Origin of the sequence: Staphylococcus succinus, from assembly GCF_029024945.1 — a bacterium.
In the GTDB taxonomy this organism is placed as follows: Bacteria; Bacillota; Bacilli; order Staphylococcales; family Staphylococcaceae; genus Staphylococcus; species Staphylococcus succinus.
The window spans coordinates 2,279,146-2,303,319 of sequence record NZ_CP118976.1; the positions used below are offsets into that span (position 1 = coordinate 2,279,146).

Annotated in this window: 25 protein-coding genes; 11 read left to right on the plus strand and 14 right to left on the minus strand. The window is 33.2% G+C overall.

Annotated features, from left to right (window positions below):
- Nucleotides 1-221: 221 nt before the first annotated feature.
- The 3 genes from hxlB to nagB form a co-directional block, all read right to left on the minus strand.
- The gene (gene hxlB / locus PYW31_RS11095) at nucleotides 222-770 is read right to left on the minus strand and encodes a 6-phospho-3-hexuloisomerase (protein ID WP_046837754.1); all 549 of its coding nucleotides are present in this window, start codon (nucleotides 768-770) and stop codon (nucleotides 222-224) included.
- Nucleotide 771: 1 nt separating this feature from the next.
- Complete coding sequence (gene hxlA, locus PYW31_RS11100; RefSeq protein WP_046837753.1) at nucleotides 772-1,404, minus strand: 3-hexulose-6-phosphate synthase; 633 nt, start codon at nucleotides 1,402-1,404, stop codon at nucleotides 772-774.
- Between the two features lie 119 nt (nucleotides 1,405-1,523).
- Nucleotides 1,524-2,252, minus strand: a complete 729-nt coding sequence (gene nagB, locus PYW31_RS11105) for a glucosamine-6-phosphate deaminase (RefSeq protein ID WP_046837752.1) — start codon at nucleotides 2,250-2,252, stop codon at nucleotides 1,524-1,526.
- Between the two features lie 375 nt (nucleotides 2,253-2,627).
- Between nagB and PYW31_RS11110 the strand changes: the two genes are divergently transcribed.
- The 5 genes from PYW31_RS11110 (at nucleotide 2,628) to PYW31_RS11130 (ending at nucleotide 6,004) form a co-directional block, all read left to right on the plus strand.
- Nucleotides 2,628-2,987 (plus strand): YojF family protein, encoded by a 360-nt coding sequence (locus PYW31_RS11110; RefSeq protein WP_046837751.1) that lies wholly within the window; start codon nucleotides 2,628-2,630, stop codon nucleotides 2,985-2,987.
- Nucleotides 2,988-2,999: 12 nt separating this feature from the next.
- A complete protein-coding gene (gene bshB2 / locus PYW31_RS11115) occupies nucleotides 3,000-3,668 on the plus strand; it encodes a bacillithiol biosynthesis deacetylase BshB2 (RefSeq protein WP_046837750.1) in 669 nt (222 codons plus the stop codon).
- A gap of 14 nt (nucleotides 3,669-3,682) precedes the next feature.
- Nucleotides 3,683-4,561, plus strand: a complete 879-nt coding sequence (folE2, locus tag PYW31_RS11120; protein ID WP_046837749.1) for a GTP cyclohydrolase FolE2 — start codon at nucleotides 3,683-3,685, stop codon at nucleotides 4,559-4,561.
- Nucleotides 4,562-4,833: 272 nt separating this feature from the next.
- A complete protein-coding gene (locus tag PYW31_RS11125) occupies nucleotides 4,834-5,652 on the plus strand; it encodes a transposase (RefSeq protein WP_053042488.1) in 819 nt (272 codons plus the stop codon).
- 19 nt (nucleotides 5,653-5,671) lie between these two features.
- Nucleotides 5,672-6,004 (plus strand): transcriptional regulator, SarA/Rot family, encoded by a 333-nt coding sequence (locus PYW31_RS11130; protein ID WP_046837748.1) that lies wholly within the window; start codon nucleotides 5,672-5,674, stop codon nucleotides 6,002-6,004.
- Between the two features lie 100 nt (nucleotides 6,005-6,104).
- Here PYW31_RS11130 and PYW31_RS11135 read toward each other — a convergent pair whose 3' ends face one another.
- The 3 genes from PYW31_RS11135 to tadA all read right to left on the minus strand — a co-directional run bounded on the left by PYW31_RS11135 (nucleotide 6,105) and on the right by tadA (nucleotide 8,154).
- Nucleotides 6,105-6,671, minus strand: a complete 567-nt coding sequence (locus tag PYW31_RS11135) for an NADPH-dependent FMN reductase (RefSeq protein WP_046837747.1) — start codon at nucleotides 6,669-6,671, stop codon at nucleotides 6,105-6,107.
- 21 nt (nucleotides 6,672-6,692) lie between these two features.
- Entirely contained in the window at nucleotides 6,693-7,562 is an 870-nt protein-coding gene (locus PYW31_RS11140; RefSeq protein WP_046837746.1) for an HAD family hydrolase, read from the minus strand.
- 100 nt (nucleotides 7,563-7,662) lie between these two features.
- Entirely contained in the window at nucleotides 7,663-8,154 is a 492-nt protein-coding gene (gene tadA, locus PYW31_RS11145) for a tRNA adenosine(34) deaminase TadA (protein WP_046837745.1), read from the minus strand.
- A 62-nt stretch (nucleotides 8,155-8,216) separates the two neighbouring features.
- Here tadA and PYW31_RS11150 point away from each other — a divergent pair, with 62 nt between their 5' ends.
- Nucleotides 8,217-8,834, plus strand: coding sequence for a deoxynucleoside kinase (locus PYW31_RS11150; protein WP_046837744.1), 618 nt, complete (start codon nucleotides 8,217-8,219; stop codon nucleotides 8,832-8,834).
- Complete coding sequence (locus PYW31_RS11155; RefSeq protein WP_046837743.1) at nucleotides 8,827-9,489, plus strand: deoxynucleoside kinase; 663 nt, start codon at nucleotides 8,827-8,829, stop codon at nucleotides 9,487-9,489. Before PYW31_RS11150 ends, PYW31_RS11155 begins: the two co-directional genes overlap by 8 nt.
- Nucleotides 9,490-9,595: 106 nt before the next feature.
- Here the strand turns inward: PYW31_RS11155 and PYW31_RS11160 are convergent, their stop codons facing one another.
- From PYW31_RS11160 to PYW31_RS11180, 5 genes are all read right to left on the minus strand, one after another.
- A complete protein-coding gene (locus PYW31_RS11160) occupies nucleotides 9,596-9,985 on the minus strand; it encodes a hypothetical protein (RefSeq protein ID WP_046837742.1) in 390 nt (129 codons plus the stop codon).
- 82 nt (nucleotides 9,986-10,067) lie between these two features.
- Nucleotides 10,068-10,760, minus strand: a complete 693-nt coding sequence (locus PYW31_RS11165; protein ID WP_046837741.1) for an HAD family hydrolase — start codon at nucleotides 10,758-10,760, stop codon at nucleotides 10,068-10,070.
- Between the two features lie 246 nt (nucleotides 10,761-11,006).
- Nucleotides 11,007-12,083 carry a branched-chain amino acid aminotransferase gene (locus PYW31_RS11170; RefSeq protein WP_046837740.1) on the minus strand — a complete coding sequence of 359 codons (1,077 nt, stop codon included), beginning with the start codon at nucleotides 12,081-12,083 and terminating at the stop codon, nucleotides 11,007-11,009.
- 286 nt (nucleotides 12,084-12,369) lie between these two features.
- Nucleotides 12,370-13,329, minus strand: a complete 960-nt coding sequence (locus PYW31_RS11175) for an NAD-dependent epimerase/dehydratase family protein (protein ID WP_046837739.1) — start codon at nucleotides 13,327-13,329, stop codon at nucleotides 12,370-12,372.
- A 173-nt stretch (nucleotides 13,330-13,502) separates the two neighbouring features.
- Nucleotides 13,503-13,982 carry an SRPBCC domain-containing protein gene (locus PYW31_RS11180; protein WP_235602244.1) on the minus strand — a complete coding sequence of 160 codons (480 nt, stop codon included), beginning with the start codon at nucleotides 13,980-13,982 and terminating at the stop codon, nucleotides 13,503-13,505.
- A 543-nt stretch (nucleotides 13,983-14,525) separates the two neighbouring features.
- Here PYW31_RS11180 and PYW31_RS11185 point away from each other — a divergent pair.
- Nucleotides 14,526-15,548, plus strand: coding sequence for a fatty acid desaturase (locus PYW31_RS11185; protein WP_046837738.1), 1,023 nt, complete (start codon nucleotides 14,526-14,528; stop codon nucleotides 15,546-15,548).
- An 87-nt stretch (nucleotides 15,549-15,635) separates the two neighbouring features.
- Here the strand turns inward: PYW31_RS11185 and mmuM are convergent, their stop codons facing one another.
- Entirely contained in the window at nucleotides 15,636-16,544 is a 909-nt protein-coding gene (gene mmuM, locus PYW31_RS11190; protein ID WP_046837737.1) for a homocysteine S-methyltransferase, read from the minus strand.
- Nucleotides 16,545-17,882 carry an amino acid permease gene (locus PYW31_RS11195; RefSeq protein WP_046837736.1) on the minus strand — a complete coding sequence of 446 codons (1,338 nt, stop codon included), beginning with the start codon at nucleotides 17,880-17,882 and terminating at the stop codon, nucleotides 16,545-16,547.
- 448 nt (nucleotides 17,883-18,330) lie between these two features.
- Between PYW31_RS11195 and PYW31_RS11200 the strand changes: the two genes are divergently transcribed.
- From PYW31_RS11200 to PYW31_RS11210, 3 genes are all read left to right on the plus strand, one after another.
- Complete coding sequence (locus PYW31_RS11200; protein WP_046837735.1) at nucleotides 18,331-19,575, plus strand: Glu/Leu/Phe/Val family dehydrogenase; 1,245 nt, start codon at nucleotides 18,331-18,333, stop codon at nucleotides 19,573-19,575.
- 294 nt (nucleotides 19,576-19,869) lie between these two features.
- A complete protein-coding gene (locus PYW31_RS11205) occupies nucleotides 19,870-20,814 on the plus strand; it encodes an agmatinase family protein (RefSeq protein ID WP_046837734.1) in 945 nt (314 codons plus the stop codon).
- A gap of 17 nt (nucleotides 20,815-20,831) precedes the next feature.
- On the plus strand, nucleotides 20,832-22,052 hold the full coding sequence (locus tag PYW31_RS11210) for an Nramp family divalent metal transporter (RefSeq protein WP_046837733.1): 1,221 nt from the start codon (nucleotides 20,832-20,834) through the stop codon (nucleotides 22,050-22,052).
- Between the two features lie 199 nt (nucleotides 22,053-22,251).
- Here the strand turns inward: PYW31_RS11210 and PYW31_RS11215 are convergent, their stop codons facing one another.
- The gene (locus tag PYW31_RS11215) at nucleotides 22,252-23,880 is read right to left on the minus strand and encodes a ribulokinase (protein ID WP_046837732.1); all 1,629 of its coding nucleotides are present in this window, start codon (nucleotides 23,878-23,880) and stop codon (nucleotides 22,252-22,254) included.
- Nucleotides 23,881-24,174: the final 294 nt, after the last annotated feature.

Genomic DNA, 24,174 nt, shown 5'->3' on the forward strand with positions numbered 1-24,174 from the left:
TTTTATATATTTTATATTAACATTACTAAATTAAAATATCTTCTTAATTTGGTGGTGACTACTTCAATAATATTCCCTTTTTTTCTACAGAAACTATTAACAATAGCTCATGCATTCGCCTATAAGTTATTAACAAAGTAAAATTGGGTAACTATTCCGATTCTATGTATTTAAAAAGCATTAACAATATAAATATTGTTAATGCTTTGAGATATAACCACCTATTCTAAATTTGCGTGGTTTTGTTGCATTGTTTCTTCATCAATATTGAGTTCAGACATTAAGTCTAACACAATGCTATCTAAAAATATTTGCGCCGCTTGTTCAAACAAACTACCTAATGGTTGTGTTGAACCTTCAGCATCATACTTGGTACCTGCAGGCAATTCAATAATAGAACTAGCAAGTTGACCAATGGCTGATGCTGGATTCGTCGTTAATAATACGACCTCAGCACCTATAGATTTCGCTTTATCCGCTAATAATTTTAAATGCTCCGTAGAACCCGATCCTGAAATAATTATAAATATATCATTCTCAGTAATTGAAGGTGTAGTAGATTCTCCAACAACATGCGCATACTTACCTAACTGGTTCAGACGCATTGCAAAACTGTTTGCAACGAAACCTGAACGCCCTTTTCCTGAGACAAATACTTGGTTTGCATTAACCACTTGAGTTAAAAACGCTTGCGCTTCACTATCTCTAACGTGAGACAATGTATGATCCAATTCATCTAAGATTAAACGATAATTTGTAATTTCACTCATATTATTTTCCTTCAATCGCAGCTTTACACTGTTTTGCTGCTTCAACAGGATCATCGGCATTGGCGATACCGCCACCTACTACAACTAAATCAGGATTCTCTGCAACAACTTCTTCAATTGTATCTGGTTTGATACCACCAATTACTGCAACTTTAGAATTCGTAATTACTGATTTAACTTGGCGTAAACTTTCTAGTGGGGATTCTCCTTCTGCTTGTAAATCATATCCAGTATGAACCGCAATATAATCTGCGCCTAAGGCATCCAATTCTTTAGCACGTTGTTTTAAATCTTGTACTGCAATCATGTCTACTAATAATTCTTTACCATTTTTATGTGCTTCTTCTACTGCACCTTTTATTGAAGCATCTTCAGCCACACCTAAAATTGTTATAACGTCAGCACCATATTTTATTGCCTGACTAACTTCATAATCTGCTGCATCCATAATTTTCAAATCTGCTAATACTTTAACGCCTTCAATGTTATCATCTAAATATTGTACTGCAGGTAATCCTTCATTAATAACGATTGGCGTGCCAATTTCTACAATATCAACATAATCTTTAACCTTATTGGCAAGTTCTGCTGCCTCTTCTTTATTTAATAAGTCAATTGCAAGTTGTAATTCCAATATGATCATCCCTTCTTGAATTAATGTATCATTAATAACTTAATAACCCATATTGCATCATGAAACATCAAATACTTTCACACAAAATGTTTACCCAAAGTGCGTTATATTAAACGAATTTATAGTTGTTGTGCTGATGCATCATCGACATATACTTCGACATTAGGGTGTGTGTGTAATATAGATGCTGGAAATTGGGAATCTGACTTAGTTTGTAATAACTTTTTAATTGCTACGCTCTTTTTTTCACCAAAAGCTAACAAAATAATTTTCTTTGCCTGCATTATAGTTGATAAGCCCATGGAAATAGCTTGTTTCGGAACTTCTGCCTCATCTTCAAAGTAACGGCTATTAGCTTTGATCGTACTATAAGTTAAGTCCACGATGTGCGTCCGACTATTTATATCTGTGCCTGGCTCATTAAAACCAATATGTCCATTTTCACCTATGCCTAAAATTTGAATATCAACAGGTCCTTGTTGATTGATAAGCGTTTCGTACCTTTGCGCCTCTTCATCTAGACATTCAGCATTGCCATTAGGTAAATGTATAAGGGAGGCATTAAAATGAGGATAACGTTTGAATAGATTTTCATTCATATAATAATGGTAACTTTCTTCATGATTATCAACCAACCCAACATATTCATCTAAATTAAATGTTTCAATTCCAGAAACATCTATATTATTACGAGAAAGTAACTCTACCAAAAAACGATAAACTTCTATCATCGTACCTCCAGTAGCTAACCCTAATTTACTATGGGGATGCTGTGTTATTTGTTTATATAATTCACAGGCTACATAAAAAGATGCATAGTCTCTTGTACCTAAATTAGTTATATTCATTATTTCTGCCCCCTAAACATGTAATAAAAGCATTTCTATATTTTTAGTATGTCATACTACTTACATATATTCATTATATGTGTCTATGATATATTTGACAGAAATAGATTTCCCTAATCATTTTAAGCTAAATATAAATTCTTTTATAAATAATTGAGCAGAGTTATACATTTCTGGTGTGGTTTTTAGTAGAATAGATAAATAATCTTAAAATAAATTGCGCTTGTTATATATAAAATTCACATTACTGGTAGAAAATGTATACAAGTCAGTTTAAACTATAAGGTAGACTTATATATTCTAAAATAATTGCGTAAAGCAATGACTATAATTGAATTTTGTAGTGTTAGGTTATGAAAGCAAGGAGGCAAAATTTTGGAACAAATAAATACGGAAAAAGTACAAGATTTACTTTCTTCATATGCAAATCAGCCTGTATACTTACATGTCGAAACCACAAACGGTGCATACGCTGCACACTTTGACCAACGTGTATTTAATGCAGGAACTTTTTTAAGAAACATCCAAGTTACTTACGAACATGCACAACTTAAAGGTGGTAACAAAGACCCTTATCGTGTAGGACTTAAACTTAAAGATAATGGTTGGGTCTATGTTCAAGGATTAACGCACTATGAAGTTAATGATAACGGTGAATTTCTATTAGCAGGTTTTAACTATGAAGGTCAACTTGCTGCTGCTCTAGAAATTAGTACGCAACCGTTTCAAGTATAAGGAGGGCGAATCATGGCAGAGGAAAGCCAAGTTTTAGTAATATTTCCACATCCAGATGATGAATCGTTCTCATCTGCAGGAACTTTAGCAAGATATATTGACAACGGTATTCCAGTCACATACGCATGCTTAACACTCGGACAAATGGGCCGCAATTTAGGTAACCCGCCATTTGCAACACGTGAATCGTTACCTAATATTCGAGAAAAAGAATTAGAAAATGCAATGGAAGCAATTGGTATTACTGATTTACGTAAAATGGGTTTACGTGATAAAACAGTAGAATTTGAACCCCATGACGAAATGGATGCAATGGTAAAATCTCTTATAGATGAATTAAATCCATCTGTGATTATTTCTTTCTACCCACAATTCGCTGTTCATCCAGACCACGAAGCGACTGCAGAAGCGGTCGTAAGAACTGTTGGTCGTATGCCTGAATCAGAAAGACCACGTTTACAACTTGTAGCATTTAGCAATGACGCACCTGAAAAATTAGGTGAACCTGACATTCTAAATGAGATCAGTGATTATAAAGAGGTTAAACTACGCGCATTTGAAGCTCATGCATCTCAAACAGGTCCATTCTTAGAACAACTTGCAACACCTGATGTCCCTGGCGAGAAAGTACACAGCTTCTTAGAAGTAGAACCTTATTGGACTTATAACTTTGAATCTTAAGTGGAGGCAATAGCATGACTGAATTTGACTTATCTACACGAGAGGGCCGTTGGAAGCATTTTGGTTCCGTGGACCCTATCGATGGTACTAAACCAACAATAAAAGAAAAAATGAAAGATTTACAAAGCACACATAAAGACTTCTTATTTGAAATAGAAGAAGTTGGAATTAAAAACTTAGTATACCCAGTACTTTTAGATCGATTTCAAACTGCTGGTAACTTTAGTTTCTCTACCAGTTTAAATCAAGATGAAAAAGGCATTAATATGAGCCGTATCTTAGAAAGTGTTGAAAAACACTATAATAATGGTATTGAGTTGAATTTCGACACACTTTATCAATTATTACGTAGCTTACAAGACAGTATGAATCAAAATGCTGCAGGACTAGATGTATCTGCAAAGTGGTTCTATGATCGCTATAGTCCAGTGACTCAAATCAAAGCAGTTGGCCATGCAGATGTTACGTATGGTTTAGCAATTGATAAAAAAGATGTAACGCGAAAAGAGATTACTATTGAAGCAGCTGTTACAACATTATGCCCTTGTTCGAAAGAAATAAGTGAGTATTCTGCACATAATCAACGCGGTATCGTCACTGTTAAAGCATATATTAATAAAAACGTTGCATTAACTGACGATTATAAAGATACAATTTTAGATGCTATGGAAGCAAATGCCAGCTCTATTTTATATCCAATTTTAAAACGCCCAGATGAAAAGAGCGTTACAGAACGTGCCTATGAAAACCCAAGATTTGTAGAAGACCTTATCCGTTTGATAGCTGCTGATTTAGTCGGCTTTGAATGGATAGAAGGCTTTGACATCGAATGTCGAAACGAAGAATCTATTCATCAACATGATGCGTTTGCAAAATTAAAATACAGAAAATAATTATTCAAAGTGTTAACATGAATCTACTAGATGTCTTGTTAACACTCTTTTTTTGCAAATTGCTAACTCATTATTCATACTTTTGCAGTTAGCTTCATTATTTTTTAAATTTCGTTAAAATATCCTACATAATTGCTTTAGAAACCTTTTATTTTTTAAAATTTTGCATATTAAATATTAAAATTTGCTAGTGTTATGTATGTAAAATTTATATTAAACTTATTATTATAAATTACCGTTAATTACAACATTTATACTTGTGGTGAATAATTATGCTTGATTATCGTTTAAATATATATAACAACGCAACTTCTCCTATCCATCGTCTACAAACAAATCATTTTTTAAATATTTACCTATTATTAGAAGGCACAATGACCTTACTACGCAATATGAATTTTCAACAACTTACCTCAGGATATCTATTTTATGTTTATGATAGTGATGCTATCAGCGTATTATCCTTTGAAGGCACTCTTTTATGTTTATCTATAAATAATTACTATGTTTACAACACGTCGATGAATCAATCAACAATTAAAAAATTATTAAATACAGTTGATGCAGCTTATCTAAAGTCAAATTTTATTGATATTATCTTTTCTATTATAAATGACTCTAATATTCAAACAGCAAAGCAATTAAATATGTTAAATCATATTAAAGTTCTATATGAAATGGACCCGGCATCAACTGATGATAATACTTTGACTTTAATCAAAAATGTCACAGCATATATTAATGACAATAATCAATATCAACTAACTTGTCAGCATATTGCTAACACATTTTTTGTACAACCTAGCTATTTATCTCGTGAGTTTTCCATAATGATGCACTGCACACTTTCAAACTACATTATTGCTTCAAAAATTTATTTTTCAATTTGTGATTTATTAGAGGGATTATTACTAGAAACAATTTGGAAAAAATATCAATTTCAGTCTTACGAGGACTATGTATATCATTTTCAAACTATTACAGGAAATATTCCTAATAAAAAAATATTCAAACTTTTTAAATATGAAAATATAAACGCTTTGACTTTACGTCAACAACAAATACTTAAACAAATTCAAGTTAAGTTATAAATTTACTGAGGTGATAAACATGAATACAATAGCTTATGAAGAAAAAAGACTTTTAATAAAAAAAGTTATAAAACAAAATTTAAGTCTCAATTTTTCAGAAATAATAATTTTAGATAAATTACTTATGCTTGATAAAGAAAAAGTTGATTTATCCTTACTCAGGCAAGCATTAAAATTAACACACACACCTATTTCTACACAGCTTAACCACCTCATAGAACTTGGTTTCTTTAACAAATCGAGAGGTATCCAAGACGAACGCTGCATTTACTTGTTTGATATAAATCTAATTAAAATTAAAGCCACAATAGAACAATACCATGTTATCGTAAATTCAATCATTAACGCTTAAATAAAATTGATTCTTCATAAATAAAAACTGGAAAACCCCTTACAATATGTACTAGGGATTTTCCAGTCTTTAATTATTTCTCGTCATTGGACAAAAAACTTTATTTTAGATGTTCGTATGGGCTATTTTTCACAAATGAAATGATTTGGTCTACGAATAATTTTGAGCGTAATTGGAATTCATTGTTATCTAAATATAAAGTACCATCTTCTAATTTATTATAATCTGTATCGTGCGTAGCAATTTGTGTTGGAACAGCAATTCCAAGCAATGTACGAACGATAAGACGTAAATGAGATAGTGGTTCTGAACTTACGATACCACCACTATTACAAACAAGACCTACTGGCTTCATCTTGAAGTCATCCATTGTTAAGTGGTCTAAAGCATTTTTTATAATACCGGAGTAAGAGCCATGATAGTTTGGCGTACCAATAACAAAGAAGTCTGCTTCTCTAGCTTTAGTTTGTAATGCTTCAATATTTTCTTTATAGGTCTCACTAGGATGGGACGCACCTGAAACATCTAATTGATGGATGGGACGTTCAGCTAAATCAAAAATCTCCGCTTCAAATTCATGTTCTTCGAAATGCCCTTTTAAAAAATGTGCTAATGCAGTTGTATTCGAACCGATTTTCGCACTACCTACGATTATTAAGCCTTTCATTTATTCATTCACCTCATATTATTATTCATTATTTTCTTTAAGTAATTTCATAATGGCTTTCCCTACACCACTTTGTTCATTTGTATCTGTTACATATTTTGAAACTTCTTTAACTTCTGAAGTCGCATTGTCCATTGCTACAGAATAACCAACACGTTCTAGCATAGATATATCGTTCAAATTATCGCCTATTGCCATAACATTTGTCATATCAATATTAAGACGCTCTGCAATGGTTGTTAATGCAATGCCTTTTTGTGCATCCGCATGTGTAATTTCAATATTGCCTCTTGATGATGAAGAAATCGCAAGACTTTCTGATTCTGCTAATTTTTTACTCATACGATCAATTTTTGTTAAATCACTGTCAAAAGCAAGTATTTTCATAACGATTTCGCCTGGTGTATTTTCTATTTTGTCATAGTTATCTACAACTTTTAAAGTGCCATTATCTATACGTTTTTGAATACCGCTTTTTATTTTTTCTACATCTGCTGTTTGACCTGCACGTTCTGCAATATCAATATATATCTCTAAATCTCGTTGAGGATTTTCTGTATAGATACCTAAGTTGGTATAAATTTGATAATAAACGTTTTCGCTAGCAAGTTCATTTGTAACTCTATTGATAAGCTCACGGTTTAAATTAGATGTACTCATGATATTAAATGATTCGTCTCTGACTTCAGCACCATTCAAACATATATACGGCACTTTTAAATCTGTTTGGTTAATCGGCGTGTTGGCTTCATAAAAAGCACGACCTGTAGCTATAACTACAGTAATTCCTTGAGATTGTGCATATTGGATTGCTTGAATATTTTCTTCTGATATTTCATGTGCTGCATTTAATAAAGTACCATCCATATCTGTCGCAATTAAGTTAATCATTCGTTCTCCTCATTTCCTACTATGATCAATAATACAAATTGAATTACACATCATTCTCATTTGCCATAATTTTGTAACATATTCATATTCTACCAAATGTTCACTCATTTGTATTATCCGCTGTTTGATTGATTTTTTTATTTTTCCTAATATTTTTGAAGAAATTTTTTAATAATTGTCCACATTCTTCTTCTAAAACACCTGTTTTTACTGTTGCACGATGATTGAATCTAGATTCTTGTAAGAGGTCCATCAGGCTTCCTGCACATCCACCTTTTGGATCTTTAGCGCCGTATACTACATGTGGAATCCGACTCATAACAACTGATCCTGCACACATCACACAAGGTTCTAAAGTGACATATAATGTACAATCTTCTAATCTCCAATTTCCACACAAAGCCGCTGCTTTTTGAATTGCTATATGTTCAGCATGTGCCGTTGGATCTTGCAGTGATTCACGCAAATTATGCGCTCGAACAATTACTTCTTCCTCTTTAACTATGACTGCCCCAATCGGTACTTCACCAATGGCCCCTGCCTTTTCAGCTTCAGCAATCGCAATTTTCATATAAAATTGATCTCTTGTCATGTGTCTCACACCTCACATATGGTACAATACTTATTGTCTATTTTAACATTGGAGCGGTAAATATGAAAAAACCTTTTATAGCTGTAGAAGGCCCGATTGGTGTCGGCAAGTCTTCTCTAGCAGATAAACTTAGTCAATCTTACAACTACTATCACGAAAAAGAAATTGTTAATGAAAATCCTTTTTTATCTGATTTTTATGAAGATATTTCTAAATGGAGTTTTCAAACGGAAATGTTCTTTTTATGTAATCGTTACAAACAATTTCAAGATATTGCAACCTTGCATTCAGGTATTGTAAGCGATTATCACATTTATAAAAATAAAATTTTTGCACACAATACACTCACACATACAGAATATAATAAATTTTCAAGAATCTATGATATTTTAACCGAAGATTTAGAAATGCCCAATATCATCATTTTTTTAGATGCAGATTTAGAAGTTTTAAAAGCGCGTATTGCACACCGTAATCGTAGTTTTGAACATCAAATTGAAGATAATTACTTACTAAATTTAAAACGTGATTACAACGCTTATTACCAGTCATTAAAAAATGATGGTGAACGCGTCATGCGCATCGATACAACCCATCTTGATTTTGTAAAACATAATGATGATTATCAATATATTTTAAATTTATTACAATCCCTAATTGGAGGAAAAATTCATGAATAAATATGGTATCCCTCAAGATGCTGTGATTACGATTGCTGGCACAGTTGGTGTAGGTAAATCAACCTTAACAAGTGCTTTAGCCGACCGTTTAAACTTTAGAACATCATTTGAAAACGTTGACCACAATCCCTATTTAGATAAATTTTATAATGATTTTGAGCGATGGAGTTTTCATTTACAAGTTTACTTCTTAGCAGAACGCTTCAAAGAACAAAAACGTATGTTTGAATACGGTGGCGGCTTTGTACAAGATCGTTCTATTTACGAAGATGTCGATATCTTTGCAAAAATGCATGAAGAACAAGGCACGATGACGCCTGAAGACTTCAAAACATACTCAGAATTATTTAATGCGATGGTTATGACACCTTATTTTCCAAAACCAGACGTCTTAATCTATTTAGAGTGTGACTATGATGAAGTGATTGATCGTATAAACCAACGCGGTCGCCAGATGGAAATTGAAACTGAGCCTGAATATTGGAAGAAATTATTCAAACGCTACGATGACTGGATTAGTGAATTCAATGCATGTCCTGTTGTACGTGTTAATATTAATGAATATGATTTACATGATGATCCAGACTCATTAGATCCTATCATTGATAAAATCAGTCGTATTATTGAAGCTTATCGCAAGGTCGACCAACGTTAGTCACTTTGACTAATCAAAAAATCTCGAATTATCCACACTCTTTAGCAGAGTCCTATTAGAACATTAAATTCTGATAGGACTCTTATTGTATTTAATGATTTAATATCTACTCGATGTGACTACGATAAATAATCTTTTCTATCTCATCATCTGTTACATATTTACTATAATAATCTTCATCGGTTTGTTCTAAACCAAATGTACTTGCCTTATCTTGATCTTCCGTGCCTATATAGAGTTGACCTTCTGTATCTTGATATAAGTCAAAAATAGCACCTTCATATCTTGCTTCTTGATACAATGCGTATAGTTCGTCTAAATCATCTCTTGCAACACGCTTGAAATATAATGTGTGTGCAGATGTGTTTGTCGTTTGTGCTTCAAAACCTTTTTCTAGTGCTTCGGCATCCTCAGTTACTAACACCACTTCATTGCTAATAATCTCAACTACTTTATATGTGTCTCCCTGATAAGTTGCATATTTACCATCTATCATTTGATCACCTCAATGCTATTATTAAATATAAAAAAATCATAATATACGTTATGTATATTATGACATAATTTGAGCGCGCCGCCTATTGATTTAATATACCTATAACATCATTCGCAGTTGCGACAACGTGATCAGCTTTATCAAATTCGTGTTCTAAACCAACACCAGTCAATACTGCAATAGATAGACCTAAATTGGCATTTATCCCTGTTTGTATATCATTTGCAGTATCACCTACAATCGTTACATCGCGTGGAGCTACTTTATAATTATTAAATAATGGATTTAACACTTCTGGATTTGGTTTTTCAACAGCATCAGCTTCAGTAGAAATAATAACATCAAAAAACTGACTAAAATTTGTAGCTTCTAAAAATTGTTGTACGCCTTTGTTAGAGTCACTTGTAACGATACCCATTTTATAACCTTGATTTTTCAATGTTGCTAATGTTTCATCAATGCCTTCTACAACAACATTTTCAGGAATTCGATTATCAACGAGTGTTTGACTTCTATTTTGTGCCCATTTGGTAACATCTTGATTAGCAATTTCGCAAAATGCTTGCACCATTTCATCTAATGCACCTGAGGCCATAATTGTACCAGGCTGTATCTCCCCATCTATAATGCCTAAATGCGTATATCCTGCTTCAACATCCTTGATATCTTCTTGATAAGTTGTCATAAAGTCATCTACTAACTGTAAACCAATCTTCATCCAACTACGATCAAAATATATTAATGTTCCATCTTTATCAAATAAAATCCACTTCATTGTTCGCACAGCTCCTATGTATTAACTATCTATTAGATTTATCACCATATTATATTTTAATATAAACTAGTAAAGCGAAACAAATAATGGAACTGAAAGTCATTTAATTTCAATATTTAGGCAATATTCGTATCATTAAATTGCTCTTAAGCAGTACTTTATCCTATTTGTTTTATCAATTCCAAATATCAAAAAAAACTTCAACCATCACATAATGGTTGAAGCTTTTTTGTATAAAATATCCAATTAATATCTAGGTACTACAACTCTCCATCCTTGAGGGTCTTCAAGTTTACCACTTTGGATACCAACATAATTATCATATAATTTTTGAGTAACTTCACCAGTTTCATTATTGTTAATTACGATTTCAGTGCCACCGTATTTCAATTGACCTACTGGAGATATAACCGCAGCAGTACCTGTACCAAACACTTCTGTAAGGGCGCCTGTATTATGTGCTTCAATTAGTTCATCAATAGATACACGACGTTCTTCAACTTCATATCCTAATTCTTTTGCTAATTCAATGATAGTCTTACGTGTAATACCAGGCAAGATACTACCATTCAATTCTGGTGTGACAAGTTTGCCATTCTCTACGAAGAAGATATTCATACTACCTACTTCTTCTACATATTTCTGTTCCACACCATCTAACCATAATACTTGGTCGTAACCTTGGGCAGCTGCATTTGTTTGAGCAAGTAAACTTGCCGCATAGTTCCCAGCAACTTTCGCGTGACCAACACCTCCACGAACTGCACGTACATATTCATCTTCAACGTAGATTTTCGTTGGTGTTAATGATGCACCACCATAGTATGATCCTGATGGCGATAAAATAATTAATAGTTTATATGAAGCAGATGGACGAACGCCTAAAATACCTTCTGTAGCAAAAACATATGGTCTTATATAGAGAGATTGGCCTTCACCTTCTGGTACCCAATCGCGTTCGATATCAACAAGTTGTTTCAATCCTTCTAAGATTTGTTCTTCATCTACTTGTGGCATATCTAAACGTGCTAGTGAATGGTTTATACGTTTAAAGTTTTCAGATGGGCGGAATAAATCAATTTCATCATTATGTTTATAAGCCTTTAACCCTTCGAATACAGACTGGCCATAATGGATAGCTTGTGCTGCTGGAGAAATTTCAATCGGACCATAAGGTACAATTTTTAAATCATGCCATCCTTGGTCAATATCATAGTCGAAACTTAGCATATAATCTGTGAAATATTTTCCGAAACCTAAATCAGTTGGATCCGGTTTCTCTTTTAGGTTTTCACGTTGTTCAAATTCAATTTTTTCTGACATGATGATTTCCTCCCAATGCAATTTTAAGTATTTATATTAAATTATACCAATATGAGAACTTCTGTTCAATAATTTTCAAACAATTTAAAATATATCAACAATACAATTTACTACTATTGAACAATGCTCCAATTAATTTAAGCAATACTATTCCTATTTAAGCTTTTATAATTACATGCTCTTCTATAAAATATAATGCTCATATAAATGTATAAAAATCTGTCTAACATTTAAAAGTTAGACAGATTTTTTATTTATGATTAGTCAGCTATTTAATATATTGATATTATGACTGTACTTTTTCTTTGTCTTCAATCGCTTCTAACATCACTTTAGTCATTTTGTTTAAATCATATTGTGGATTAAAGCCCCATTCTGCTCTAGCACAACTTACATCGATACTATTTGGCCAACTATCCGCAATGGCTTGTCGTACGCTATCCACTTCATAGTCTAATTCAAATTCTGGATAATATTCTTGAATTGCTTCTTTGACCATTTCTGGTTCTATACTCATAGCACTTAAATTATACGCGTTACGATTAATCAATTTAACGCCATCTGCTTCCATCAATTGAATAATTGCATCAATTGCATCTTCCATATACATCATATCCATAAATGTATTCTTATCGATGAAACTTGCATAGCGCCCTTCTCTTACTGCTTTAAAGTAAATATCTACAGCATAATCTGTTGTCCCACCGCCTGGTTCTTTAATGTGCGAGATTAAACCTGGGAATCTCACACTACGGGTGTCGACATTGAATTTTTCAAAATAGTATTGGCATAATAATTCGCCTGCAACTTTATTCACACCATACATAGATGTTGGACGTTGAATCGTGACTTGTGGTGTGTTTACTTTAGGTGTGGAAGGTCCGAAAGCACCAATTGAACTTGGTGTGAAAAATTGTAAATTAAATTCACGTGCAGCCTCCAATGCGTTCATAAGTCCCCCCATATTTAAGTCCCAAGCAAATAATGGATTTTTTTCAGCAGTTGCTGATAATAGCGCAGCCATATGCATAAACGTGTCTGGTTTAAATGATTCTACCAATTCATACATACGTGTTTTATCTGTAACATCTAGTATTTCAAATGGTCCATTCGCTATAGCTGAGTCCGCTTCAGGTTCTCTAATATCTGTCGCTAATACATTGTCATTTCCATATAATGCTCTACATTTAACAACTAGTTCTGTACCAATTTGTCCTAAGGCACCAGTAATCATAATTTTTTTCATATTTCTATCTCCCTTGTGTATTACAGAAATCGTAATGTTTTTTACACGTGGACAAAAAGCGTATTTTCACATATATAATAACATGAAAACGCTTTTATGTATACTTTGTGTGTACAATCTTTGTATATTCTATCAAGGTCGATTACTAATGTCTAGTTTTAATATAATGTTATTTATTTTAAATGTAATATTTTTTCTATTTTAACTTTCTTATAATCAAAATCAGCTGGTTGTTGGGCCAATTTCTCATTATTTTCTATAAGCGCTTTTAGTTTTTCCATTTGAAATTGCCACCCAGCAAAATCCAGTCCAATGTGTGGAAACTCATATGGTAAAAATTCCTTGAATATGAGCTCAGTTGTTGCTTCATCCTGATTCAGCTCAAATTTTACTTGTCCAAGATCCCAAGAATAACCAATCTCTTTATTATGCTCAAAATCAGTAATGTACATTTCTTTATATTCTTCACCATCTAAATGAAATAACATTTTGCCATCTTTTTTTCTTTCGCATATTTCTAATTGTGGAAACCATTGTTGTATCCCTTCTGTTGTACTTAGATAATTGAAAATATTTGACGCTGTCTTATTTATAGATACTATGAGCGTTTGGTAAACCCCATTATGATCTTTATCATATTCTACTTTCATCATTTACATACCACTCCTTATATCTCATAAAAATAAGCCAGAAATATCATGAAGTTGTGCTTTTAACACTCCGATGACTATTCCTGACTTTCTTTATTATATTCTACCCATTTTCTTTTGAAATTATTTGGAATTTTTGAGTTATTTTTTTACTTTACATAAGCAATACTTAAAAAGATAAACCGTAGTGGTGATACCACTACGCCTATATGCATATTTGATGTAATAAATAAGACCATAATTACAAATACAGAAATACAGAAATAATTGTATTAACTTAGCCGTATGAATACCTTAATACATTAAAACATTTTAAGTTGCGTTCAATTTAGAATTGTTCAACTATCATACAGTAAATAAAGTGAAATAATTTATTTTATTCTTAAAGTAGCTGATAGATTCAATAACCATTATATATTCATTTAAATTATTCAAACTTTTCTTGCAAATATTTGTAATCGACACGGGAATTATATACAATAAATTAAATGCTTAAAAGTCTGAAATGATCCTTTTGACTTTTTAAGTAAAGAAAGTTTGGTGAATATGGAAAAAGATAAAAAGAAATTATTACACAAAATGGTTAAGCCATTCGCGAAGACAAGTTATACAAAAAGTACAATTCAAATTATAAATACATTACTACCTCTTTTTGCACTCATTGTTTTGGGCGGCCTTTTATACAACGTACATTGGTCATTAGCAATCATTTGTAGTATTTTTGCTTCAATATTTTTAATTAGAACATTTATTATTTTTCACGATGCATGTCATGGATCTTATTTAAAAAAACAAAAGCACAATGATTTACTAGGAAATATTACTGGATTCCTCACATTCTTTCCATACAGAAAATGGCGTAGAGAACATCTCATACACCACGCGGGTAGTGGTAACTTAGAAAAACGTGGCATCGGTGATATTTGGGTAATGACTGTTGAAGAATACCAAGCTTCATCTAAGTTTACACGTTTATCTTACAGGGTTTATCGTAATCCTTTTGTGATGTTTGTAATTGGCCCATTTTTCTTAGTCTTTGTGTCAAATCGTTTTAATTCAAAAGATGCTAAATGGAATGAACGTCTAAACACATACCTCAATAATATTTTCTTAATTATATTACATGGTGGTCTTATATTTATTTTAGGCCCAGGGCAATTTTTCGCTATGATTGCACCTATGGTATTTATTTCTGGCATGCTCGGTATATGGTTATTTTATATCCAACATACCTTCGAAGATTCTTATTTCGAAGAAGCTTCTGAGTGGGATTATGTTAAAGCAGCAATAGATGGTAGCTCTTATTATAAATTACCAAAATTTATTCAATGGGTTACTGGAAATATAGGATATCATCACGTACATCATCTAAATCCTAGAATTCCTAACTATGCTTTAGAAGCTACACATGAAAATGTTAAACCATTGCATCATGCAACTTCAATTACACTTATCGAAAGTCTATCTTCATTGAAGTTTAAATTGTATGATGAAAGTCATAAACGTTTCATTACTTTTAAAGAGTTTTCAAAAAAATATAAAATACCACGCGCACAATCACAACGCTAATTGAGTGCTAAGTACAACAATTCAAAAAGGAACACCTACTTTCTAGTAGGTGTTCCTTTTTATGAGACTATGCTTTTCTGACTCTCGCTATTTTTCAATAAGTAATGTTTTAATCGCTTTAATATCTTCTGGCGTTGTCTGACAACAACCGCCCACAATTCTAACACCCTGTTCAATCCAACTAGGTAATTGGTCTATAATTTGACTACTATTCCCTTCATTTTCCCACTGCTTAGTTTCTGCATCATAATGCGCACCACCATTTGGATATAGTGCAATAGTTTGTGACAAGTCCTTTAGACCTTTATTCATAGCTTGATTAATACCTTCTACTGTTGAGCAATTAATGCCAAATATAGGGAGCGTTTGGCTATGATGTGTCATATATTCGCATAATGTTTCAAATGCTGTGCCATCTGACAAATCCCCTTGTTCGTCAACAGTCACTGATAACCAAAACGTTTGTGTATTACTATAACGAGGAATAATGTATTCGGCTATCGCTTTAATTTCACTAAAATTTGGCACAGTTTCAAATACAAAATCATTAATCCCCCTAGAGATCAGTGCATCGATTCTTGCCTTATGAAAATGATAGTAATCTTCTTGAGTTCGCTCATAGTTCCCCGTATATTCAGAACCATCACTTAAATATGACCCATAAGGCCCTAAGCTACCTACTACAACCTGATTATCATATGTGGCCTTGTTAACTTCTTCCACAGCAGTTGAAAATAATTGTTCAATTTCTTCTACCTTTAAACCAATATCTGAAAAAGTATCATAACTGGCTTGATATGTACTTGTTAATATAATATCAGCGCCTGCTTCTGTAAAAGCACTGTGGGCTTGTTGAATTTTGTTTGGTTGATGTCGCAATACTTCACTCGACCATAAAGATGAGTTTAAATTACAACCTGCTTGTTCTAATGTGGTAGCAAGACCACCGTCTAATATAATAGGACGTTGTGCAGTTAATTTTTCTAATAAGCGCATTTATGCGTCTCCTTTTTTATTATATTTAATATAGTAATAGGCTAAAGCAAGTACTGCAAATGGTAAACCAAAGTATAACGCAGGGGCTTGATTCGGGTCAAAAATCATACCGATACATGAAACAAGACACAGCGTAAAACCGATAATAGGAACAGCTTGGTGTATTTTCAAACTTTGATCTATTCTTTTAGCATTAAAATATGAAACACAGATACTCATCCAGACAATCACAACTGCTAATCCAGCTATCGACACGAGGACTACGTACAATGAATCTGCTACATATACACTTGATAATAATGCTAACAAACCACCAATCATACTAAATAATGTTGCTCTAATTGGCATTTGATATTTATTGAGATGACCAAACCATTTTGGGAACATACCTTCATTGGATAAACTCCAAATCATTCTACTTGCTGCATACAAACCTGAATTGGCAGCAGAAAGCAAAGCAGTGATGATAACTATGTTCATAATGTCACCAGCATACGGGATACCCATTTCTTGAAAAATAACTACAAAAGGACTTTTTAATGATTTACCTTGATAACTAGGAATTAAAATAGAAATAATAATGATTGTTCCTATAAAGAAGACAATCAAGCGCCATAAAGTTGCTCTAATTGCTTTCGGTATAACTTTTTCAGGTTCTTCAGCTTCCCCCGCTGCTATACCAATCAATTCCGTACCACTAAAAGCATAATTGACCGCCAACATTGTTAAAAATACAGAGCCTAGTCCATGTGGGAACGTAGGGTTTGTATATCGTTGCGTAATTGTATGTAAACCTTGATATCCAGTATAGTGAATCAATCCTATAATGACTAAAATACCTAGAAGGATAAACACTATAATTGCGATTACTTTAACTAGTGAGAAATAAAATTCGACTTCTGCATAAAAACGTGTCGATATAATATTAAATACTAATACTAAAATAATTGCTATAGTTGCAAATATGTATACAGGTATATCTGGAAGCCATTTTTGCATCAACAAACCGACAGCTGTAAATTCAGACCCCAGTGCTACTGTCCATGTTAACCAATAGAACCATGCAACGATGTAACCAACTGCAGGATGTATGTATTTACTAGCGTATACATGAAACCCTCCTGTCACTGGGTGTTTTATCGCTAATTGCCCTAAACATAACATGACTAGGTAGACTAAAATAGAACCAATAACATAAGATAAGACCGTCCCCAACGGCCCTGCTTGTTGCAATGTGTATCCAGAACTTAAAAATAGGCCTGTACCAATTACGCCACCAAAGCTCAATAGCATTAGATGACGTTGTTTCATGGCACGTTTAAACGTTGTTTGTTCCATATATCTCTTCTCCTCATCTTTAAGCACTCAATACTTATAAAAAATTTGAGTATAATTAATCATTCTATTTATTTCTGAAAATTTAGTCAATAGTAAATAAATGACTACTACAGAAGATACTTTAATAAAGTTAAGGTATCAGTTATTAAAATGTACATTAGTCAAATGTATTTCAAAGATTTATATAACGCTTTCTAAAAATACAAAACTTATATATATTCATTATTCGATAATTTCATACATTTTACATTTTTATGATAACAATATTATAATCAACCTTAATCCCTTGGTGTATATAGTTTACGTCTATAATATAATCGTTGTTTACAAGTCTGAATTTTCGAAATATTTATAAAAATTAGATTTCTTTATTGATTTTAATTCTCAATAAAGATAACATTCTAATAGTAAGTACATATATAATAATTACGCATTAAGGAGAATAACTATGGTAGATCATAATAACTTAGTATCTTCAACACAACAGATTACTAAGGAAGCTTTAAATAAATTAGGATTCGAGGAAGGTATGTATGAATTAATTAAAGAACCCTTACGCTTTTTAGAAGTACGAATCCCTATCCGTATGGATGATGGAACTATGCAAACCTTTACAGGTTATCGCGCACAACATAATCACGCGGTCGGACCTACTAAAGGTGGCATTCGTTTTCACCCAGATGTCACTAAAGAAGAGGTCAAGGCCCTTTCAATGTGGATGACTTTAAAATGTGGCATTGCAAATTTACCTTATGGTGGCGGTAAAGGCGGTATTATTTGTGATCCTAGACAAATGAGCAACCAAGAACTTGAACGTTTATCGCGCGCTTATGTTAGAGCCATATCGCAATTTGTAGGTCCTTCAAGCGATATACCGGCACCAGATGTCTATACCAATCCCCAAATTATGTCATGGATGATGGATGAATATAGTATGATTAATCGCTCAAACGCGTTCGCATTCATTACTGGTAAACCATTAGCTTTAGGTGGCTCATTAGGTCGTAACCGTGCTACTGCACTTGGTGCAGTCATTACTATCGAAGAAGCTACAAAACGTCGAAATATTTCTATTAATAATTCTCGTGTCGTCATTCAAGGATTTGGGAATGCGGGTAGCTTTATCGCTAAAATTCTACACGATATGGGCGCAAAGATTGTTGCAATTTCCGAAAGTTATGGCGCCCTTTACGATTCAAATGGTTTAGATATAGACCATTTAATCGAACTTAAAGAACAACATGGTCGAGTAACACATTTATTTGATGACGTTATTTCTAATAAGGATTTACTAAAACTAGATTGTGATATTCTTGTACCGGCTGCATTATCAAATCAAATTACTGCTGACAATGCCAATGATATTAAAGCTAATATTATTGCAGAAGCGGCGAACGGCCCTACAACTCAGGAAGCCACACGTATTTTAAATGAACGTGGTATATTATTAATCCCTGATGTTCTCGCTAGTGCTGGTGGTGTTACTGTATCATACTTTGAATGGGTGCAAAATAACCAAGGCTATTATTGGTCCGAAGAAGAAGTAAATACTAAACTACGTCATAAAATGGTTGATGCCTTTAATAATATATATGATTTAGCACATGACAGAAAAATAGATATGCGCTTAGCTGCTTACGTGATAGGTATTAAACGTACAGCTGAAGCTTCTCGTTTTCGTGGGTGGGCATAACCTTATAACTAAAACACTCGCACAAATGATTAGAATGATTTATACGAATACCGCTCAAAACTTAGAAAACCAAACGTTAAAAAGCGTTTGGTTTTTTTATAGAATACACCCTTTCTATGAAAAAAACTATTGACGATATCCCTAAAAATACAATTTAGAGCTTCTAACTTTCCCTAAAATTATAACTAATTTTTCTATCATATTATTATATTAAATATTAGAATTTTCAGATTTATTTGAAATACTAAAGATTACTCTATATAATTATTTACAATAAAGGGGATGATTTACATAATGAAAAATAATATTTACGGTAATGTACCATGCTTTTTAAATAGTAAAAACTTAGCACAATCTAACACACTCGATACAGATGTCATTGTTTATGGTGCTCCATTTGAAGGAGAAAGCACTTGGGGTGATTATACAGGTGTCGAACTTGGCCCTAAACAAATCAGAGTATCTTCAGCGCGTTATAGTCAGTATTTACCTGAACTCAATCATATTGATATCAGTGAACATTTAACTATTGGCGATGTAGGCGATGTGCCGTTTGTTGCGCATGACAATAAACAAAGCTATGACAATATAGCTGACTTCACTAAACCATTATGGGAAAGTAATAAATTTTTAGTAGGATTGGGTGGAGAACACGGGGTGACTTATCCTATTCTCAAGTCCTTAACTGAAACAGGTAAAAAAGTCGGTATTATTCATTTAGATGCTCACTATGACAACATGCCAGATTATGAAGGTGAAACTTATGCACGTAATACGCCATTTATGAGACTCTATGAAACTGAAGGTGTACGTAATGAAAGTATTATTCATACAGGCATTCATGGTCCTAGAAACAAACCTGAAACTGGTCGTTTCGCACAAGCATCTGGTGCTGTTACATTAACCATTAACGATATTCGTAATGCAAAAGATTTAAAACAATTTTCCCGTGATATCTATAATCAAGCAAGTGAGGAAGTTGATGTTGTATATTTAACTATATGTAGTGATGTGCTAGACTTCGCTTTTAATCCGGGTGGACCGGTCGATGGCAATGGTATAACTTCTTATGAATTACTAACAATGATTTACGAATTTGCATCTCTAGGTCTTTGTGGTATGGATTATGTAGAAGTCTATCCAATGAAAGATCCAAATCAAAATTCTGCACACTTTGTATCTACAGCAGTCTTGTATGTACTTGCTGGCCACGTCGATTATCTCAATAACATCAAATAACCCAAGGAGTGGTTGGCATGTTTAAAAATGCAGGAAAGATTTTAAAATCAATTGGTCCTGGTATGATTATCACTGCTTCATTCATTGGCCCCGGTACAGTCACTACAATGTCTCAAGGTGGCGCCGGATTTGGATATAGTCTGCTGTGGGCTGTGGTCTTTTCAATCATTGCCACAATTGTACTTCAAGAAATGATTATTCGTTTATCTCTTGTGACACGTGAAGGGTTAGGTGAAGCGATTCAAGAATTATTTTCAAATAAAATTGGTAAACTGATGATTGTATGGTTCACTTTAATTGCTGTTACGATAGGTTGTGCTGCATATATTAGCGGAGATTTGATTGGTACATCTCTTGGTGCCTCCTATTTACTTAATATACCCGAAAATATTGTTGCGCCAATTATTGGTGTAATCATTTTACTTATTGGTCTATTTGGAAATTATCGTTTCTTAGAAAAAATTATGATTTTTCTTATGGTCGTCATGGGAGTCATATTTATAACCACAATGGTTGTCATTAAACCCGATATCTTAGGTATTCTAAAAGGTATCTTCGTCCCTACAATTCCAAATGGCTCTATTATTACAGTCATTGCCTTAATCGGAACAACAGTAGTTCCATATAATTTTTTTATACACTCAACAGCTGTGCATGAACGTTTTGGTGATATCAAAGCATTAAAGTTTGCGAGATGGGACACAATTATTTCAATTACCATAGGTGGTATTATTTCAGCTGCAATCTTAATTGCAGCCGCGACACTCATGCATGGAAAAGAAATCACAAGTGTCATACAACTTGCCGGGCCTTTAAAGCCTGTCCTCGGAGATGCTGCACCTGTGACAATTAGTATTGGTCTATTTGCAGCAGGATTATCTTCCGCAATTGCTTCTCCGACTGGAGCTGCTGCCACAATCAGTAGTTTATTAGGATGGAAAGGTGGCATGGAAAGTAAAAAATATAAATATGTATTCACTATAATTATTATTATCGGAATCATCACATCTGCTTTAGGTTTCGAGCCACTTCAAGTATTACTTGTGGCACAAGCGCTAAATGGTATTATATTACCTGTAATAGCTATACTCATCTTTATTATTATCAATAAAAAGAATTTAATGGGTCATTATGTCAATACAATATGGCTCAATATTATAGGCGGGTTCGTTGTTTTAGTAGTATCATTCTTAGGTTTATACAGTCTCGTTGATTCCTTAAATATGATGATTTCCTAACCCTAATTTTTACTTAATTTAAAAAACTAAGTCCCTAGTATTATAAATACAAACCATAAATTAAAAGTAAGTGAAACTGCGCTGTTTTAGCATAGTTCACTTACTTTTAATTTTAATATCTTAAATCGTGATAATAGTCCATGTTCAAATGAATATTTAGACCATAAGCTTATTGTTAATAATCTGTATTTTTACACTTTCACTTTAATTGATTCACGTTACGCATAATGCGTACTTTTTTATAGCTATGCAAGTCATGAAGTTCTTTATAAGCAGAAAATAGTTGTTCATAGCGACTTACTTTTTGTTGTTCTGGCTCTACTGTATATAAAACTGGCTCTTTCATTGCATCAATCGCTTGATTAAACGTGCGATATGTACCGCCGCTTATCGCGCCTAAAATAGCAGCACCAATAGCAGGCGCATATTCACTATCCATAATAGTAATCGACTTATTTAATACATTCGCGTAGATATCCATAAGTAATTTATTCTTTTTTGGAATACCACCACAAGCAAAAACACGATCGACTTCCATATTCCACTCTTGGTATTGATTCATAATTATCTTTGTTCCAAAAGCAGTTGCTTCCATGTATGCTCGATAAATTTCTTCATGTTTTGTCTGTAATCCTATTCCAAATAAGCAACCTTTTAAATGACTATCGCTTAATACACTGCGATTTCCATTATGCCAGTCTAATGCGATGAGACCACTTTCTCCAGGATATAATCTCTCTGCTTTCTCAGTTAAAAATTCCAATATAGAAATACCGCGTCTATTTGCCTCTATGACGTATTCATATGGTGCTTGTTCGGCTACATATTCAAATAAATCTCCGACAGCTGTTTGCCCTGCTTCATATGCATATAATTCTGGTATAATACCACCTTTAACTGATCCTGAAATACCCGGTACTTTATGTTGCGTTTTACTTAGCATAAGGTGACATGTACTCGTTCCCATAACCATAGTCATCTCTTTTTCTTGAGTTGAGCCAATACCTAATAAACTCGAATGTGCATCAATTATAAATGGACTGACTTGGGTATCTGGAGAAAGCCCCAATTTTCGAGCCATCGTTTCACTAATTGTACCTGCAGACTCTCCTATATTGATGATAGTAGCATCGACTTTTGATCTTATAATTTCAGAAAGTTTATCATCCACTTTGTCGAATAAATCATAATGAAATCCTGATTTTTCTTCCCAAAACGCTTTAAATCCTAAACCACAATTAGACCTAATATTTTGATTTGTTAACTTATTTACTATCCAATCACCAGCCTCCATAATATCAGCTGTCTCAGCCATGATTTCTGGTGCTTTATTATTCACTTCCATTATTTTAGGTATCATCCATTCACTGCTTACATTGAAACCATAGTAACCTAACCATCGCTTTTTTTCCGCTAATGCTGTTTGAAATAACAAATCAGCTTCTGCTTGCGCACCATGATGTTTCCATAATTTCACATAAGCATGGGGATGATTTTGAAATTCTAATTTGTTATGTATTGGTTCCATATGTTCATCAACAAACATAACTGTAGATGAAGTAAAATCAATGCCTATACCGACAACTTCAGAAGGTGCGATATTTGCTTCTTCTAAAATTATTGGAATGCCCGCTTCAATTACTTCCATATAATCATTGGCATTTTGTAATGCATAACTCGATGGTAATTCCCTTCCATTTAGTTCTCCTTCAATTACCCCATGTGAATACCTTTTAATATATTTACTTATAATTTCCCCATTTTCAGTATTTACAAGAAACACGCGTCCCGAACTCGTACCAAAATCTACACCTATACTAAAAGTCATCTTATCACTCCAACTCCACGGCTTATAGAAAACGCTTTCTTAAATATTGATTAATATTATCTCAAAAATAGAGTTGCTTAAACAAGCGAAAGCATTCTAGATCCTTATGGATAATACTAAGCATAGTCAAGTAACGTTGTATCACGTTTCGCCAAACACTATTGAGTTGTCCATCATTGATATAACAAACCACGGTATCCACTAAATCCAATATACACATAGTTCCAAATAATGATTGCTTTAAATATGCTTTATTTCAGGCATCATTAACAGGTTGACAAGTTGTATCAAGAT

Excerpts from the sequence above, each read along its gene's own strand:
- hxlB (WP_046837754.1), bottom strand. The coding sequence starts at position 770 with ATGAGTGAAATTACAAATTATCGTTTAATCTTAGATGAATTGGATCAT.
- nagB (WP_046837752.1), bottom strand. The coding sequence starts at position 2,252 with ATGAATATAACTAATTTAGGTACAAGAGACTATGCATCTTTTTATGTA.
- bshB2 (WP_046837750.1), top strand. The coding sequence starts at position 3,000 with ATGGCAGAGGAAAGCCAAGTTTTAGTAATATTTCCACATCCAGATGAT.
- folE2 (WP_046837749.1), top strand. The coding sequence starts at position 3,683 with ATGACTGAATTTGACTTATCTACACGAGAGGGCCGTTGGAAGCATTTT.
- PYW31_RS11125 (WP_053042488.1), top strand. The coding sequence starts at position 4,834 with ATGCTTGATTATCGTTTAAATATATATAACAACGCAACTTCTCCTATC.
- PYW31_RS11130 (WP_046837748.1), top strand. The coding sequence starts at position 5,672 with ATGAATACAATAGCTTATGAAGAAAAAAGACTTTTAATAAAAAAAGTT.
- PYW31_RS11135 (WP_046837747.1), bottom strand. The coding sequence starts at position 6,671 with ATGAAAGGCTTAATAATCGTAGGTAGTGCGAAAATCGGTTCGAATACA.
- PYW31_RS11140 (WP_046837746.1), bottom strand. The coding sequence starts at position 7,562 with ATGATTAACTTAATTGCGACAGATATGGATGGTACTTTATTAAATGCA.
- tadA (WP_046837745.1), bottom strand. The coding sequence starts at position 8,154 with ATGACAAGAGATCAATTTTATATGAAAATTGCGATTGCTGAAGCTGAA.
- PYW31_RS11150 (WP_046837744.1), top strand. The coding sequence starts at position 8,217 with ATGAAAAAACCTTTTATAGCTGTAGAAGGCCCGATTGGTGTCGGCAAG.
- PYW31_RS11155 (WP_046837743.1), top strand. The coding sequence starts at position 8,827 with ATGAATAAATATGGTATCCCTCAAGATGCTGTGATTACGATTGCTGGC.
- PYW31_RS11160 (WP_046837742.1), bottom strand. The coding sequence starts at position 9,985 with ATGATAGATGGTAAATATGCAACTTATCAGGGAGACACATATAAAGTA.
- PYW31_RS11165 (WP_046837741.1), bottom strand. The coding sequence starts at position 10,760 with ATGAAGTGGATTTTATTTGATAAAGATGGAACATTAATATATTTTGAT.
- PYW31_RS11170 (WP_046837740.1), bottom strand. The coding sequence starts at position 12,083 with ATGTCAGAAAAAATTGAATTTGAACAACGTGAAAACCTAAAAGAGAAA.
- PYW31_RS11175 (WP_046837739.1), bottom strand. The coding sequence starts at position 13,329 with ATGAAAAAAATTATGATTACTGGTGCCTTAGGACAAATTGGTACAGAA.
- PYW31_RS11180 (WP_235602244.1), bottom strand. The coding sequence starts at position 13,982 with ATGATGAAAGTAGAATATGATAAAGATCATAATGGGGTTTACCAAACG.
- PYW31_RS11185 (WP_046837738.1), top strand. The coding sequence starts at position 14,526 with ATGGAAAAAGATAAAAAGAAATTATTACACAAAATGGTTAAGCCATTC.
- mmuM (WP_046837737.1), bottom strand. The coding sequence starts at position 16,544 with ATGCGCTTATTAGAAAAATTAACTGCACAACGTCCTATTATATTAGAC.
- PYW31_RS11195 (WP_046837736.1), bottom strand. The coding sequence starts at position 17,882 with ATGGAACAAACAACGTTTAAACGTGCCATGAAACAACGTCATCTAATG.
- PYW31_RS11200 (WP_046837735.1), top strand. The coding sequence starts at position 18,331 with ATGGTAGATCATAATAACTTAGTATCTTCAACACAACAGATTACTAAG.
- PYW31_RS11205 (WP_046837734.1), top strand. The coding sequence starts at position 19,870 with ATGAAAAATAATATTTACGGTAATGTACCATGCTTTTTAAATAGTAAA.
- PYW31_RS11210 (WP_046837733.1), top strand. The coding sequence starts at position 20,832 with ATGTTTAAAAATGCAGGAAAGATTTTAAAATCAATTGGTCCTGGTATG.
- PYW31_RS11215 (WP_046837732.1), bottom strand. The coding sequence starts at position 23,880 with ATGACTTTTAGTATAGGTGTAGATTTTGGTACGAGTTCGGGACGCGTG.